Origin of the sequence: Nakamurella lactea DSM 19367 (genome assembly GCF_000426645.1) — a bacterium.
GTDB classification, from domain to species: Bacteria; Actinomycetota; Actinomycetes; order Mycobacteriales; family Nakamurellaceae; genus Nakamurella; species Nakamurella lactea.
On sequence record NZ_AUFT01000008.1, the window covers coordinates 382,569 to 397,311 of the forward strand.

The 14,743-nt window shown below is 68.2% G+C and carries 12 protein-coding genes; 6 read left to right on the forward strand and 6 right to left on the reverse strand.

The window, feature by feature from the left end:
* Positions 1 to 15: 15 nt before the first annotated feature.
* Entirely contained in the window at positions 16 to 891 is an 876-nt protein-coding gene (gene pdxY / locus K340_RS0111655) for a pyridoxal kinase PdxY (RefSeq protein ID WP_029136839.1), read from the reverse strand.
* An 82-nt stretch (positions 892 to 973) separates the two neighbouring features.
* On the opposite strand from pdxY, the gene deoC reads away from it, so the two are divergent.
* Complete coding sequence (gene deoC / locus K340_RS29425; protein ID WP_245599531.1) at positions 974 to 1,705, forward strand: deoxyribose-phosphate aldolase; 732 nt, start codon at positions 974 to 976, stop codon at positions 1,703 to 1,705.
* Positions 1,706 to 1,751: 46 nt separating this feature from the next.
* On the opposite strand, the gene K340_RS29430 is transcribed toward deoC, so the two are convergent.
* The gene (locus K340_RS29430) at positions 1,752 to 2,885 is read right to left on the reverse strand and encodes an ROK family transcriptional regulator (RefSeq protein WP_037364317.1); all 1,134 of its coding nucleotides are present in this window, start codon (positions 2,883 to 2,885) and stop codon (positions 1,752 to 1,754) included.
* A 408-nt stretch (positions 2,886 to 3,293) separates the two neighbouring features.
* On the opposite strand from K340_RS29430, the gene K340_RS0111670 reads away from it, so the two are divergent.
* The 4 genes from K340_RS0111670 (at position 3,294) to K340_RS0111685 (ending at position 8,673) form a co-directional block, all read left to right on the forward strand.
* The gene (locus K340_RS0111670; protein WP_029136840.1) at positions 3,294 to 4,754 is read left to right on the forward strand and encodes an ABC transporter substrate-binding protein; all 1,461 of its coding nucleotides are present in this window, start codon (positions 3,294 to 3,296) and stop codon (positions 4,752 to 4,754) included.
* 175 nt (positions 4,755 to 4,929) lie between these two features.
* Positions 4,930 to 5,823, forward strand: a complete 894-nt coding sequence (locus K340_RS0111675) for a carbohydrate ABC transporter permease (RefSeq protein WP_029136841.1) — start codon at positions 4,930 to 4,932, stop codon at positions 5,821 to 5,823.
* Positions 5,820 to 6,716, forward strand: a complete 897-nt coding sequence (locus K340_RS0111680) for a carbohydrate ABC transporter permease (RefSeq protein ID WP_029136842.1) — start codon at positions 5,820 to 5,822, stop codon at positions 6,714 to 6,716. The genes K340_RS0111675 and K340_RS0111680 overlap by 4 nt, the downstream gene beginning before the upstream one ends.
* 235 nt (positions 6,717 to 6,951) lie before the next feature.
* On the forward strand, positions 6,952 to 8,673 hold the full coding sequence (locus tag K340_RS0111685; protein ID WP_029136843.1) for a hypothetical protein: 1,722 nt from the start codon (positions 6,952 to 6,954) through the stop codon (positions 8,671 to 8,673).
* Positions 8,674 to 8,724: 51 nt separating this feature from the next.
* Here the strand turns inward: K340_RS0111685 and galK are convergent, their stop codons facing one another.
* Genes galK through K340_RS0111705 form a run of 4 tightly spaced genes read right to left on the reverse strand, consistent with a single transcriptional unit; the run spans position 8,725 to position 12,890 of the window.
* Complete coding sequence (gene galK / locus K340_RS0111690) at positions 8,725 to 9,897, reverse strand: galactokinase (RefSeq protein WP_037364052.1); 1,173 nt, start codon at positions 9,895 to 9,897, stop codon at positions 8,725 to 8,727.
* A complete protein-coding gene (gene galE, locus K340_RS0111695) occupies positions 9,894 to 10,868 on the reverse strand; it encodes a UDP-glucose 4-epimerase GalE (protein WP_029136845.1) in 975 nt (324 codons plus the stop codon). Before galE ends, galK begins: the two co-directional genes overlap by 4 nt.
* Positions 10,869 to 10,878: 10 nt before the next feature.
* Positions 10,879 to 12,090 carry a galactose-1-phosphate uridylyltransferase gene (gene galT / locus K340_RS29435; protein WP_051265913.1) on the reverse strand — a complete coding sequence of 404 codons (1,212 nt, stop codon included), beginning with the start codon at positions 12,088 to 12,090 and terminating at the stop codon, positions 10,879 to 10,881.
* Positions 12,087 to 12,890: a DeoR/GlpR family DNA-binding transcription regulator gene (locus K340_RS0111705; RefSeq protein ID WP_029136846.1), complete on the reverse strand. Its 804-nt coding sequence runs from the start codon at positions 12,888 to 12,890 to the stop codon at positions 12,087 to 12,089. Before K340_RS0111705 ends, galT begins: the two co-directional genes overlap by 4 nt.
* Before the next feature lie 348 nt (positions 12,891 to 13,238).
* Here K340_RS0111705 and ilvA point away from each other — a divergent pair, with 348 nt between their 5' ends.
* Positions 13,239 to 14,642, forward strand: coding sequence for a threonine ammonia-lyase IlvA (ilvA, locus tag K340_RS0111710; RefSeq protein ID WP_084614312.1), 1,404 nt, complete (start codon positions 13,239 to 13,241; stop codon positions 14,640 to 14,642).
* Positions 14,643 to 14,743 lie beyond the last annotated feature (101 nt).

A 14,743-nucleotide genomic window follows, 5' to 3' on the forward strand; every position in this document is an offset into this window, starting at 1 on the left:
CACCGACGGGCCACGTCAGCCCAGCTTGCTGACGGCGAATTCTCCTGCGGGAGAGGCGATCTGCTGCTGGGCCTGGACCAACAGGATCTCCCTTGACCCGGCGTCGACCGTGCCCTTCAGAATCGCGAACACCGACGACGCGACCCTGGCCAGCGCGGTGTCGATGCCGTCCGGCAGGTGCGCCAGGAACAGCGCCGCAGTCACGTCGCCGAGGCCGTTCACCGAGATGTCCAGCTTCGGCGTGGTGACGAGATAGGCGCCGGAGTCGTCGACGGCCAGCATGCCGATCTCGTCAGCCCCGATGCCGGCGGTCTCGACCGAGGTGACCAACACCGTCCGCGGGCCGAGCGACCGGACCCGCTGCACCGCAGCGAGAATCGCCTCCGGCGTCGAAACGTCGGCCGGGGTCGCGGTGTCCGGGTCCGGGCCGTCACCGGCGAGGTAGGCCAACTCGAACAGGTTGGGGGTGACGATGTCTGCCGTCGGCACCACGGTGTCGCGCATCAGCGCGGGGATCCCGGGTAGCACGAAGAAGCCGCGGCCGACGTCTCCCAGCACCGGGTCGCAGCAGTACACCGCGGCCGGGTTCAACTCGCGGACCCTGGCGACGGTGTCCAGGACGACCTCGGCGACGCCCGGTGATCCCTGGTAGCCGGTCAGTACGGCGTCGGCCGTGCCGAGCACGCCGCGGTCCTCGATGCCGGCGATCACCTCGCGGACGTCGGCCGGATCGAGTACCGGGCCGCGCCACTGGCCGTAGCCGGTGTGGTTGGAAAAGTGCACCGTGACCACCGGCCAGACCTCGTGGCCCAGCCGCTGTAGCGGAAAGGTCGCCGCGCTGTTGCCGACATGGCCGTAGGCCACGGACGACTGGATGGACAGAATGCGCATCCGGACAGACTAGAGCGCGCCCCGTCTGCCATGCTCGACCCGGAGACCCCGGCGACAACGAACCCCAACGGCGAGGGGGCCGATGATGCAGAACGAACGGCCGGCAGCGGAAGAACATCCGGCGCTCACCCTGCCTGCGGAACAATTGGCCGGTCGAATCCAGCACACGCTGATCGGCCAGGCGATCACCGAGACCCAGGTTCGCGAGCACGTCGCCGAATGTCTCGAGTACGGCTTCGACGCGGCGATCGTGCCACCGACCTGGGTCGGCACGGCTCGCAACGAGTTGCGCGGTACCGACATCCGGGTGGGCTCGATCATCGACTTCCCGTTCGGCATGATGACCACCGCCGCCAGGGTGACGGAGGTGCGGACGCTGGTCGACGAGGGGGTCGACGAGCTGGACTCGACGGTCAACATCGCCCTGGTGCTGAGCCACCGGTTCGACCGGTTCCTGGCCGATCTGCAGGCACTGGTCGCGGCGGCCTCGCCGATCGGTATCAAGGTGATGCTGGAGCTTCCGCTGCTGAACACCGATCAGCGGGCCAAGGTGGTGCAGGCCGCGGTGGATGCCGGGGTCGCCTTCGTCAAGAACGCCTCGAGCGGCGCGGTCGGGATCGCCGATCCGGCCACCATCGGTTACCTGCGGGCGGCGGTGCCGACCTCGATCGGGGTCAAGGCATCCGGCGGCATCAAGACCATCGAGCAGGTCCGGGCGTTGCTGGCGGCCGGCGCCGACCTGATCGGAACCTCCGCCGGAGTGTCCATCGTCGGCGGCAAGGTGAAGGCCGGCGGCTCGCTCTACAGCTACTGAGCGCGAACCCGCTGGGGCCGTTGCATCACTGGATTGCGGTGCATCACTACGGGGCAGTGGCCAGCTGGGTGGCCATCGCGACCGCGCCGAGCAGCCCGGCCCGCTGGTGCAGCTGGCCGCCGGCCACCACCAGCTGCGAGGACACATACGGCTGGGTGTACCGCCGGACCGCCGCGGTGATGCCGGCCAGCAGCGGCCCTGGGTCGTCGACCATCGGCCCGCCGACCACCACCAGTTGCGGGTCCAGGTTGGCCGACACCGCGGCCACCACCCGGCCGATCGCGGTGCCCATGTCGGTGAACAGCCGCACCGCACCGGGGTCACCGGCCCGGACGATGGCGATCGCATCCTCCAGCGTCATCTGCGGTCCGTGGGTCTGACGTAACAGCGCCAGTGCCGCCTCGGCGGACGACTGGGTCTCCAGGCAGCCGCGGCTGCCGCACCGACAGAGCGGCCCGTCCTCGGACACCTGGACATGCCCGATCTCGCCGGCGGTACCGCGGGATCCGCGGTACAGCTCGCCGTTCAGGATCATCCCAGCACCGATTCCGCTGGACACCTTCACATAGAGCAGGTTGTCGATCCCGCGACCCCGGCCGTAGGTGTACTCGCCGATGGCGCCGAGGTTCGCGTCGTTCTCCAGGACCACCGGCTGGCCCAGCCGGCGGCTGAATTCCTCCGCCGGCTGCACGCCGACCCAGCCGGACAGCACGGTCCCGGAGCGGAGCTGTCCCGTGGTGCTGTCGATCGGTCCCGGCACGCCGATGACGATGGACTTGGGTGCTCCGAGCTCGCCACCGGCGGCCAGCTCGCCGAGCATCTTCTGCAGGCTGGTGACGGCGGTGTCGATCGCGGCATCGGCGGAGGCATCGATGTTCATCGGGGTGCGGGTCTCGGCCAGCAACGTCCCGGTCAGGTCGGCGACCGCGATCGCCAGGTGCGAGTGACCGAGGTCCAGCCCGGCGACCACACCGGAACCGGCATGCGGTTGCAACAGCCGGGGCGGTCGGCCGCGCCCGTTCGGCGCCGGTCCGTCGACGGTCACCAGCCGTCCTTCGGCCGTCAGCTCGGTCACCACGGACGCCACCGTCGCCCTGGACAGACCGGTCCGGCGGACCACGTCGGCCTGGCTGATCGGTGCCGACCTGATCAGTTCCTCCAGGACCAGCCGCCGGCTCATCTCGCGGAGCCGAGACGCCCGAGGACTACGGACCGTCGGTGCCTCGCCCTGGCTGGTTGTCACCTCTCAAAAATGGAGCATTCATCAGACACAAGTCAAGCGCCCGGTCGGGATGCTGCCGGCATTCGGCAACATAACTCGCTCATCCGGACCGAGAAATCGATCGCCCGGCGCTCAAACGGGTGACGATCCGCCGCGCACGCCCGTCATCCCCGGAGATTTCCGACTAATCCTAGAATAATACGATCCGATAAAGGCGGGGCTCGCAGCTGGCATTCCAGGGGCATCGGGTCATACGATCCGTCGGACCACCGAACCTGCGCTGCTTCGTTCATGGTTCCCGTTCCGATGGGTCCGAACCGCAGCGCCGGCGGCCGTGGAGCCCCACTCTCTTTCGGAGGAAGCGGAATGCGCCGTACCCCCTTGATCGCCGGACTCGCCGCCGTCAGCCTCATGCTGGCGGCCTGCGGCTCCGACAACACCGCGGATTCGGGCGGTTCGAGCCCGACCGCCGCCGCCAGTGACACCGCCGCGGCCAGAGACACCGCCGCGGCCAGTGACACTGCTGCGGCCAGCGATACCGCTGCGGCCAGCGACTCCGCCGGAGCCAGTGACACGGCCGGCGCCAGCGACACGGCCGCGGCCGGCGGCACCGAGGTGAGCGCCAGCAAGGTCGGTGACGGCGGCGCCGGTGGCGACGTCGGTGTCTTCACCTGGTGGGCCGATGGCTCGGAGAAGCTCGGCCTGGACGCGCTGACCAAGATCTTCAGCGAGATGTACCCGAACAACAAGTTCGTCAACCTCGCGGTGGCCGGTGGCGCCGGCAGCAACGCGAAGGCGAAGCTGGCCAGCGACCTGCAGGCCGGCAACCCGCCGGACTCCTTCCAGGGCCACGCGGGCGCCGAGCTCACCGACTACATCAACGCCGGTCAGATCGAGCCGATCAACGACGTCATCGACTCCCTCGGTGGCGACAAGGTGTTCCCGAAGGACCTGCTGGACCGGCTCACCGTCGACGGCAAGATCTACTCGGTGCCCTCGAACATCCACCGCGCCAACGTGGTCTGGGTGAACAACGAGGTGCTGACGAAGGCCGGCATCGACCCGAAGAAGGCCCCGGCCGACATCAAGGCGTGGATCGCCGACATGGACAAGCTGAAGGCGGCCGGGATCGCCACCCCGCTGTCGATCGGCGGCACCTGGACCCAGGTCGAGCTGTTCGAGACCGTGCTGATCTCCGACCTCGGTGCCGAGGGCTACACCGGCCTGTTCGACGGCAGCACCAAGTGGGACGACCCGAAGGTCACCACCGCGGTCGCCGACTACGCAAAGCTGTTGGAGTACACCAACACCGCGGCTGACGGTGACGACTGGCCGCCGGCCACCGACATGGTGATCGAAGGCAAGGCCGCCTACAACGTGATGGGCGACTGGGCGGTTGCCGAGTTCACCAGCAAGGGCAAGAAGGACGGCGTCGACTACAGCTACTGGGCGGTTCCCGGCCAGGACGGTGTCTACGACTTCCTCGCCGACTCGTTCACCCTGCCCAAGGGCGCCAAGAACGCTGCCGGCACCAAGGACTGGCTGATGACGGTCGGTTCCAAGGAGGGCCAGACCGCCTTCAACCTGGCCAAGGGCTCGATCCCGGCCCGGACCGACATCTCCAAGGACATCTTCCCGCCGTACCAGCAGTGGGCGATGGACGAGTTCAAGTCGGCCACGATCGTCTCCTCGATCGCACACGGCGCGGCGGTCAGCCTTGGCTGGAACACCGCGATCTCCTCGGCGATCTCGAAGTTCATGGCAACCAAGGACCAGGCCGGTCTGCAGACCGATCTGGTTTCGGCGGCGTCCGACAACCTCGGCTGACGAAGTGCGCCTGCAGCGGTAACCCCGACGGGGCCGGCTCGAACGAGCCGGCCCCGTCGGTCGCTGTCAGACTGCAGATCGACCTACTCACCGAAAGCCGGAGACGATGCCCGATACCTCTGTAGCCGACCGTGAAACGGCCGCCGCGACTCCCGCTCCGCGACCCAAACGCGGCATGCCGACCTGGCTGCCAGGATTCCTGCTGGTGCTGCCGTCGATCATCCTGATCGGCGTCTTCATCTATTACCTGATCGTCAAGAACTTCCTGACCTCGCTGACGAACCGCAACTCCAACAACCTGAACCTGAAGGTCCACTTCATCGGGTTCGACAACTACACCCGGCTGGCCAACGACTCCACCTACGTCCACGCATGGTGGAACCTGTTGGTGCTGACGGTGGCTTTCATCATCGGCACCATGGTGTTCGGTGTGCTCTGGGCGCTGTTGCTGGAGAAGGGACCGAAGTTCGAGGGGATCTTCCGCTCGGTCTACCTGTTCCCGATGGCGATCTCGTTCATCGCGGCATCGGTCGCCTGGAAGTGGTTGCTGAACCCGCAGACCGGGCCGAACGCGATCGGCCTGAACCAGCTGTTCCAGCTGGTCGGCCTCGACTCGCTGCAGAACGCCTGGTTCAGCTCGAACTCCAAGTTCAACATGGTGGCCATGGCGCTGCCAGCGGTGTGGCAGTTGTCCGGCTACATCATGGCGTTGTTCCTGGCCGGCTTCCGCGGCATCCCGGACGACCAGCGGGAAGCGGCCCGGATGGACGGGGCCAGCGAGTTCAAGATCTACCGGTACGTGCTGTTCCCGCAACTGTCGCCGGTGGCACTGTCCGCACTGATCATCATCGGGCACATGTCGATGAAGATGTTCGACCTGATCTACGCGTTGGCCGGCGCGACCAGCTACGTGGCCGGGGTACCGGCGACCATGCTCTGGGCCCAGCTGTCGACCTACAAATACGGTCTGGCCGGCGCCAACTCGACGATCATCCTGGTGGTGGTGGCGATCTTCGTGATCCCGTACCTGATCTACACCCGCCGGTCCGAGAAGAAGGCAGGATCATGACCACCTCGACCGTCGACGCGATCCCGGTGATCCCGGGGCAGACCAACGCCAACACGCCGAAACCGGGCGGTGGCCGGGCAACGAGTGCGCGCATCGTGAAGTACGTGCTGCTGTTCATCTTTCTGGTGATCGTGCTGATCCCCGCCTACGTGATGATCGTGACCAGCTTCAAGCCGGGGGCGGAGATCTCGGCCAGCCGGTCGTGGCAGCTGCCGATCAACTGGACCGGACAGGGCTGGTCCAAGGCCTGGGACACGCTCAAGGCCCCGATGGGCAGGTCGCTGGCCATCGCATCGGTGGCGGCGATCATCTCCTCGATGCTCGGCTCGATGAACGGATTCGTCTTCGCCAAGTGGCGGTTCCCCGGATCGAACATGGTTTTCACACTGTTCCTGTTCGGCATGTTCCTGCCGTACCCGGCGATCATGATTCCGTTGCAGCAGCTGCTGATCAACGACATCGGGCTGTCGCAGGGTGTCGTCACCCTGATGGTCGTCCACACCATCTTCGGCATCCCGATCTGTTCGCTGATCTTCCGGAACTACTACGCGACGGCGGTGCCGAACGAGATCCTGGAAGCGGCCAGGGTGGACGGCGCCGGCATGTGGAAGACCTATACCTCGATCGTGTTGCCGGTCTCCATCCCGGGTTTCGTGGTCACGCTGATCTGGCAGTTCACCTCTGCCTGGAACGACTTCCTGTTCGCACTGTTCCTGTCGAACTCGACGAACGGCCCGGCCACCTATGCACTGCAACAGTTGTCCGGTGGGCAGAACCCCGACTACGCCTCGAGTATGGCCGGTGCATTGATCAGCTCGCTCCCGACGCTGGTGATCTACATCGTGCTCGGCCGCTACTTCATCTCCGGAATGATGTCCGGCTCGGTCAAGTAGTCGCCGCCCGTCACTGCCGATGACCATGGCTGGCAGCCCGCAACTCGCCGACCGAGTGCCCGATCTGCCGGACAGGGGCCATGAACAGGATCCGGGGGATCAGGGTCAGGTAGCAGCGGGTTCGGATGGGGAGTACTCCCCATCCGCATGGGCTGCCCCGCGGGCCACTCTCTCCTAGAGTCGTCGTCGGGGGGTTTCCCCAAGCAGAAGCGGATCGGGACGGCGGTGGCGCGGAATGGAGACCTTCACCCTCGGCGGGGACCCGTCCTCGATCCGGGCCTCCGCGACGCTCTGGGGCAACTTCGGCACCACCGCCTCCGGTGCCGCGGGCGACATCAAGTCCGTGGACACCACCGAGTGGGTCGGTGACGAGTCGGCGGTCTACCGCGGGCGGATCAACAAGGACCTGGTGCCGCATCTGGACACCACCGCCGAGGCCTGGGGCGTGGTCAGGACCGCATTGCACACCTACGCCGGTCACCTCGAGACCCTGCAGCAGCAGATGTCGACGCTGCGCATTCAGCATGCGCACCAGCAGACAGCGGTCAGCAACGCGAAGACCGCGTACGGCACGGCCGCCTCGGCCGACAAGTCGCACCAGGACGCCCGGAAACGGGCCGCTGACGACCTGCCGGAAGGCCGGACGCTGCCCGCCGACAGCTATCGCCCGCAGTCCGGATCGGCGCTGAGCACCCTGCAGACGGCACAGCAGGATCTGCAGAATCTGGTGACCAAGGCCGGTGCCATCCGGGTCGAGCACAGCAAGCACCTCAAGGCCTGCTGCGACGACATCGGCCGGGCGAAGAAGATGCGGCCGGTCGACCCACCCGGCTGGCGGGACAAGCTGAAGCAGCTGGCCGGGGACGCCTGGAGCGCGGCCAAGTCCGGCGTCTCCTGGGCGGCCGAGCACCTCGGGCCGGTGCTGAAGATCATCTCCGCGGTAGCCGGCCTGCTGGCGCTGATCCCTTGCCTGACACCGATCATGGGGCCGATCGCGTTGGCAACCGGTGCCGCCGCGCTGGCCCTCGACGTGCTGAACAAGCTGATGAACGGCAAGGGATCGTGGACCCAGATCGGCCTCGACGCCCTCGGGCTGATCCCCGGGGTGAAGGGGCTGACGAGTGCGGCGAAGGTCGCCAAGGTGGCGAAGGCCGGGAAGGCACTCGACCAGGCGAACGACGGGCTCAAGGTGGCCCGCACCGCGTTCCTGACCGCCAGTAAGAACACCCGGGTGGCCAAGCTGGCGCTCAGCGCAGAGAAGTCCGGCAGTCGGTTCAAGATCGTCCGGGCTGTCGCAGACCGGGTGAACGGGCGGGCCATCTCGGCCGCGGAGAACTCGCTCAACTCCAGCCGCACCTCGCTGGCCGCGTCGAAGACGGCACTCAATGCGGCAAAGTCGAAGTATGCGACGCAGGCGGCGAACTTCGCCAAGGCCGAGAAGTACGCCAAGTATCACGACACCGCCTGGAAGGTGATCGATCCGATTGCCGGCGCGTCGGGCACCGCGGTGATCGGGGTCAAGACCTACCGGGAGACCGGCGGCGATTGGGCGGCGACCGCCCGCGCGGTCGGCGTGTCCGCGCTGGGCCAGAAGATCCCTGGAGCCGGCAATCAGTTCAATGCCGTGCAGAGCGTGGTGGCCAACAGCGCCGCCACGGTGAACCAGGGCTACAACATGGGCGCCAACCCGGAGAAGCTGACGGACCCGAAGGAATGGATCAAGCTGGCCAGCAGCGCGACCAAGACCGGTACCTCGGTACACACGGTGGCCGCCAACGGTTCCGCCGGTACCCAGCCCGGTGCCACCGGTGCCTCCGGGTCGCACGAACGCAGCGCCTACGATCGCTCGGCCTTCTCCGCATCCACCGCCTCGACGAACATCAACAACGCCGCCGGCAACGCCTCGAACATGGCGAACTCGATCGCGGCCAACGAGAAGCTCCAGCACCACGGGTGAGAACCTCCCGCCCGGCGGGGCGCGATTCGGTCGCTCCCGACGGGCGGGGTGTCAACTCTCCCGACGTGCACCGTCGGCGGGGGTGAAGTGCCGGCTCGTCGGGGCAGCGAAACCTGCTGCTGCGAAGGCCCTGTCGACTGCCTCGGCCACCCGGGCGGCGTCCTGCGACGGCACCAGGGCGATGGCCGAACCGCCGAAGCCGCCGCCGGTCATCCTGGCGCCGAGCGCCCCGGCGCCGAGCGCGGCATCGACCGCGGTGTCCAGTTCGATACTGGAGATCTCGTAGTCGTCCCGCATCGAGATGTGGGACTCGGTCAGGTCGGCGCCGATGCCGGCGATGTCACCGGCCCGGAGTCGCTGCACGACATCGAACACCCTGCCGTTCTCGCTGAGCACATGGCGGACCCGGCGTACCAGCAGCTCGCGGTCGGCCGCCGGCAGACCGCTTGCCGGTGAGCCGAGTCGGGCCAGTGCTTCGCCGGCATCGGTGATGTCCCGCAACGTGTTCAGCCCGAGCAGCTCGGCGGCCCACTCGCACGAAGCCCGGCGTTTGGCGTACTCGCCGTCGGCCAGTGAGTGATGGACACCGGTGTCGATCACCAGCACCTGCAGCCCGTTCGCCGCCGGGTCGAACGGGATGTTCTCGGTGGTGCCGGCACCGACGTCGAAGAACAGCAGGTGACCGGCGCGGCAGCCGGCGGAAGCCATCTGATCCATCAAGCCGGTCGGTACACCGACGAAGGCATTCTCGGCCCGCTGTGCCAGCCGGGCCAGATCGGCCGGCGTCAGCCGGACCTCGGCGATGGTGGACAACGCCAGCGCGGTGGCGCACTCCACCGCCGCCGACGAGCTCAGCCCGGCACCGACGGGCACCGCCGAGTCCAGTGCGAGCTCGGCGCCGGGAACGTCGATGCCGGCCTCGATCAACGCCCAGGCGGTGCCGAGAAGATAGGCGGGCCAACCCGTTGCGGCTGCCGTGCCGGGCCGCAGCACCGACAGCGGCGCCTCGATCACGGCGCCCTCGCGCTGCACCGAAACCACCCGGATGACGGGCTCGTCGATCCGCCGGACGGCGACCTGTGCCCTGGCGTCGATGGCGAACGGCAAGACCAGGCCGTTGTTGTAGTCGGTGTGTTCGCCGATCAGGTTCACCCGGCCGGGGGCAGAGAAGACGCCGTCGGGTCTGCCGCCGTACTGCAGCTGGAAGCGTTCGGCGATGCTCATTCGGCTGCAGCCGGCCCCGTCGCAGTGGTGCGGCGGAAATCCCAGGCGTCGCGAACCATGGTCTGCAGGTCGAACTCGGGCCGCCAGCCGAGCCGGTCGCGGGCCCGATCCGCTGATGCCACCAGCGATCTGGGGTCGCCGGCCCGCCGTGGCCCGACGGTCACCGGCAGTGGCAGTTCGGTGACCTGCTCGATGGCGGCGATCACGTCCCGGACGCTGTAGCCGTCGCCGTTGCCGAGGTTGCAGATCAGGTGTTCGCCCGGTTGGGCCGCCTCGATCGCCAGCACGTGCGCCCTGGCCAGGTCGAGGACGTGCACATAGTCCCGGATCGGGGTGCCGTCGGGGGTCGGCCAGTCGTCGCCGTAGATGGTGAGCTTGTCCCGCCGGCCGATCACCGCGTCCAGCGCGATCGGGATCAGGTGGGTCTCAACCGTGTGCCGCTCACCGGCGCCCAATGCTGCGCCGGCCACGTTGAAGTACCGCAACGAGACCGCCGCCAGTGGGGTGGCGACACATTCGCCGGTGATCATCATGTCGACGGCGAGCTTGGTAGCGCCGTAGGTGTTCGTCGGACGGGCCGGTGTCTCCTCGGTGATGGGCATGACGTCCGGCTCGCCGTAGACCGCAGCGGTGGAGGAGAACACCAGCTTCGGCACCTGGTGTTCGGTGATCGCATCCAGTAGCGCGCGGGTGCCGATCACATTGGTGTGCCAGTACTTGCTCGGGTGCTCCACCGATTCGCCGACCAGCGACCTGGCGGCGAAGTGCAGCACAGCGTCGAACCCGGCACCGGCCAACACGCCGTCGGACTCGGTGATGTCCCGCTGGATCAGTTGCGCCCCTTCGGGTACCGAATCGGCGTGCCCGGTGGAACAGTTGTCCAGCACCACCACCTCGTTGCCCTGGTCGAGCAGCAGTCGGGTGACCACCGATCCGATGTAGCCGGCGCCGCCGACGACCAATGTCTTCACAGTGCATCCCTCACAGTGCTGCCCTTTCCAGCTCGGGGGCCAGTTCGACCGCACGCAGCCGGCCGGCCATCGCTTCCGGGGTCACGTCGCTCACCCAAGCTCCCATCGCCGACTCGGAACCGGCCAGGTACTTGAGCTTGCCGGCCGCTCGCCGGATCGAGAACAGCTGCAGGTGCAGCCAGTAGTCCTCGCGACCCCGATCGACCGGCGCCTGGTGCCAGGCGGTGATCGCCGGCAGCGTGTCGTCGAAAAGATCCTGCATCCGCTGCAGTAGCTCCAGGTGCAACTCGGGGAGTGCGTCCTTCTCGGCTGCAGTGAGCGCCGGCAGATCGGGAACCTGGCGCCTCGGATACACCTGCACCTCCACCGGCCAGCGCGCGGCGAACGGCACGAAGGCGATCCAGTGCTCGTTCTGCGCGACCAGCCTGGAACCGTCAGCCAATTCGCCGCTGATCAGGTCGGCGAACAGGTTGCGGCCAGTCCGGTCCCGGTGCCGGTCCACGGCAGCCAACTGCTGCTCGGTGCGGGGCGTGACATATGGGTAGCCGTAGATCTGACCGTGCGGATGCTCCAGGGTGACGCCGATCTCCGCCCCGCGGTTCTCGAAGCAGAACACCTGCGCCACACCGGGTTGCGCAGACAGCGCCGCAGTCCGATCGACGAGCGCCTCGATCACCGTGCGGACCCGGCGGGGAGTCAGGTCGGAGAACGTCGCGTCGTGCTCGGAGGTGAAACAGACGACCTCGCAGCGGCCGACGCCAGGCCGGGTGCTGAACGGATCGGTCGGCACCGGATCGGCCGCGTCGTCGGAACCACCGGCTGCCCCGTCGGCTCCGTCGGCCCCGTCGGCCCCGCCTGCCCCGCCTGCCCCGCCTGCCCCGCCTGCCCCGTCGGCGCGGCCGGGCATGCCGGCGAACGCCGGAAACCGGTTCTCGAAGACCGCGACGTCGTACTCCGGTGCCGGGATCTCCGATGCATTGTCCGGCGTGGACGGGCAGAGCGGGCACTCGCCCGCCGGCGGGTGATACGTCCGGGTCTGCCGGTGTCCGGCGATGCCAACCCACTCACCGTGCAGGGCGTCGTACCTGACCTGGGACAGCGGCTCGACCTTCGGCAGGTCACGGCGATCGACGAAATCGCGGTCGACGTCAGGCGTTTCGTCGAAATAGATCAGCTCGCGGTCGTCGGATAGGGTGGTGGACGTGCGGTGGAACTCGCTCACGAACCGGCCTCGCTGAATTCGATCGGTCGGGTGGGGATCACGATCACCTCGCCCACCTGCTCGGAGAGTTGTTGGCGGGCCTGCGGATCGAGATGCTCGTCGGTGAGCAGCGTGTCGACCGCGGCCAGCGGCGCGATCTGGGACAGCCCGACGACGCCCCACTTCGTGTGGTCGGCGACCACCACCAGCCGGCGCGCGGCATCGACCATCGCCCGGTTGGTCTCGGCCTCCAACAGGTTCGGCGTGGTGAGGCCGGCCTTGGCATCGATGCCGTGCACTCCCATCACCAGCAGATCGACGTGCAGCGAGCGGATCGCTTGTACCGCAATGGGTCCGACCAACCCGTCGGACGGAGTGCGCAGCCCGCCGGTGAGCACGACCGTGAGATCCGGTCGGGACTGGTCGTAGAGCACTTCGGCGACCTTGAGCGAGTTGGTGACCACGGTGAGGTCGGCGATGGCCGCCAGGTGCGGGGCCAACGCCCAGGTGGTGGTTCCGGCAGTGATCGCGATCGCCATACCCGGCTGGATCAGCTTCGCGGCGTGGGCGGCGATCGCCTCCTTCTCCGGGCGTTCGCGGACCTTCTTCACCTCGAAACCGGGCTCGACCGAACTTGCGGTGTCCAGCGCGGTGGCGCCGCCGTGCACCTTGGTCAGCAGTCCCTTGCGGTCGAGTGAATCGAGGTCGCGCCGCACCGTCATGTCCGAGACGCCGAGGATGTCCGTCAGCTGCGAGACGCGCACTCCACCAGACCGCCGAACCTCGTCCAGGATTCGTGCCTGACGGATCGCTGCCAGCATGCTGTGCCTTTCACCTACCTCGGATCGTCCCCGGACGGCCCATCCTCCCGTGACTGCGGGTCGAAGTCAACATTGTCGAACGGAGCTGTGTTCGAGATTGTGTGATCGCGTCGGTGCAGGTGTATCCCCGCAGCCGTAGCGCGGTTGTCCCGGTGGTCGTCCGGGCCGTGTGACAACCCCGCTACGCCAGCGGTAGCGCGGTTGTCCCGGTGGTCGTCGGGGCCGTGTGACAACCCCGCTACGCCTGCGGTAGCGCGGTTGTCCCGGTGGTCGTCGGGGCCGTGTGACAACCCCGCTACGCCTGCGGTGCACACCCGTCTCGACGGTCGCTTGTCGCGGAACGGGCTGATGGGACGCGGCCGACGGCACGATCGGCGCGGGTGGCAGGATCGCCGGGTGGCACTTCCCGACGGCACCGCGTTCGACCCGACCGCGCCCGGAGTCGACCTGGGCGGGATCGACCTGGCCGGGATTGCCGACCGGGTCGACGCGGCAGCGACCCGGATCGCCGGTGTCGTCAACCGCACGCCGCTGGAGCCGAGCCCGCGACTGTCCGCCGTTACCGGTCACACGGTGCTGCTCAAGCGGGAGGACCAGCAGTCGGTCCGCTCGTACAAGATCCGCGGCGCCTACAACCTGATGGCGCAGCTGTCCGAGGCGGAGCGGGCGGCCGGGGTGGTCTGTGCCAGCGCCGGCAATCATGCGCAGGGCGTTGCGCTGGCCTGTCGTCTACTCGGCATCCACGGCCGGATCCACCTGCCGGCCACCACTCCGAGACAGAAACGGGAGCGGATCCGGGCGCACGGCGGCGATCTGGTGGAACTGGTGATCGCCGGCGACACCTTCGACGACGCCGCGGCGGCGGCCGCCGCGGACGCGCAGCGGTCCGGCGCGATCGCGGTCCCGCCGTTCGACGACCAGCGGACGATGGCCGGCCAGGGCACCGTTGCCGCCGAGATCGCCGATCAGCTCCGGGAACGCGGGCTGCGGCAGGATGCGCTGATCGTGCCGGTCGGCGGCGGCGGCCTGATCGGCGGCACCGTCGCCTGGCTCTCGCGTCATGCCCCGGAGGTGAGGGTGATCGGCGCCGAGCCCGCCGGCGGCGCCTCCATGGCCGCGGCGCTGGCCGCCGGCCGGCCGGTCCGGCTGGACCGGCTGGACCCGTTCACCGATGGGGCCGCGGTCCGCACCATCGGCAACCTTCCGTACGCCGTGCTGTCGACGGCCATCGCTCACGCGAGTGCCGCCGGCGGCCCGGGCGCCGAACTGCTCGCCATCGACGAGGGCGCGATCTGTACCGCGATGCTGGATCTTTATCAGCAGGAGGGAATCATCGCCGAGCCCGCTGGCGCGTTGTCGGTCGCGGCGCTGCTGGATCCGTCGATGCCCGAGTTGCCGGCCGGTTCGGTGGTGGTCTGCCTGGTGAGCGGCGGCAACAACGACGTCTCCCGGTACGGGGAGATCCTGGAACGTTCGCTGGTGCATCTCGGCGTCAAGCACTACTTCCTGGTGGAGTTCCCGCAGGAGCCGGGAGCGTTGCGCCGCTTTCTGATCGACGTGCTCGGCCCGGACGACGACATCACCCTGTTCGAGTACGTCAAGCGGAACAACCGGGAGACCGGACCGGCGCTGGTCGGGCTCGAACTCGAATCCGCGGAAGGGCTGCAGCCGTTGCTGCAGCGGCTTGCGGAGTCCCCGATGACGGTGGAACAGATCGCGCCGGGCAGTACGACGTTCCGCTACCTGACCTGATCCAGCACGGCCCCGACGATCCGACGGTCCGGGATCGACCGCGCACGACAGCCGGCCGTTCCGGCCGGCTGTCGTCATGCGCGCGCGCCAGAGCTTGCGTC

What these genes read in the sequence shown, in the direction of transcription:
- pdxY (WP_029136839.1), bottom strand. Translation starts at nt 891, where the DNA reads ATGCGCATTCTGTCCATCCAGTCGTCCGTGGCCTACGGCCATGTCGGC.
- deoC (WP_245599531.1), top strand. Translation starts at nt 974, where the DNA reads ATGATGCAGAACGAACGGCCGGCAGCGGAAGAACATCCGGCGCTCACC.
- K340_RS29430 (WP_037364317.1), bottom strand. Translation starts at nt 2,885, where the DNA reads ATGAGCCGGCGGCTGGTCCTGGAGGAACTGATCAGGTCGGCACCGATC.
- K340_RS0111670 (WP_029136840.1), top strand. Translation starts at nt 3,294, where the DNA reads ATGCGCCGTACCCCCTTGATCGCCGGACTCGCCGCCGTCAGCCTCATG.
- K340_RS0111675 (WP_029136841.1), top strand. Translation starts at nt 4,930, where the DNA reads ATGCCGACCTGGCTGCCAGGATTCCTGCTGGTGCTGCCGTCGATCATC.
- K340_RS0111680 (WP_029136842.1), top strand. Translation starts at nt 5,820, where the DNA reads ATGACCACCTCGACCGTCGACGCGATCCCGGTGATCCCGGGGCAGACC.
- K340_RS0111685 (WP_029136843.1), top strand. Translation starts at nt 6,952, where the DNA reads ATGGAGACCTTCACCCTCGGCGGGGACCCGTCCTCGATCCGGGCCTCC.
- galK (WP_037364052.1), bottom strand. Translation starts at nt 9,897, where the DNA reads ATGAGCATCGCCGAACGCTTCCAGCTGCAGTACGGCGGCAGACCCGAC.
- K340_RS0111705 (WP_029136846.1), bottom strand. Translation starts at nt 12,890, where the DNA reads ATGCTGGCAGCGATCCGTCAGGCACGAATCCTGGACGAGGTTCGGCGG.
- ilvA (WP_084614312.1), top strand. Translation starts at nt 13,239, where the DNA reads ATGGGACGCGGCCGACGGCACGATCGGCGCGGGTGGCAGGATCGCCGG.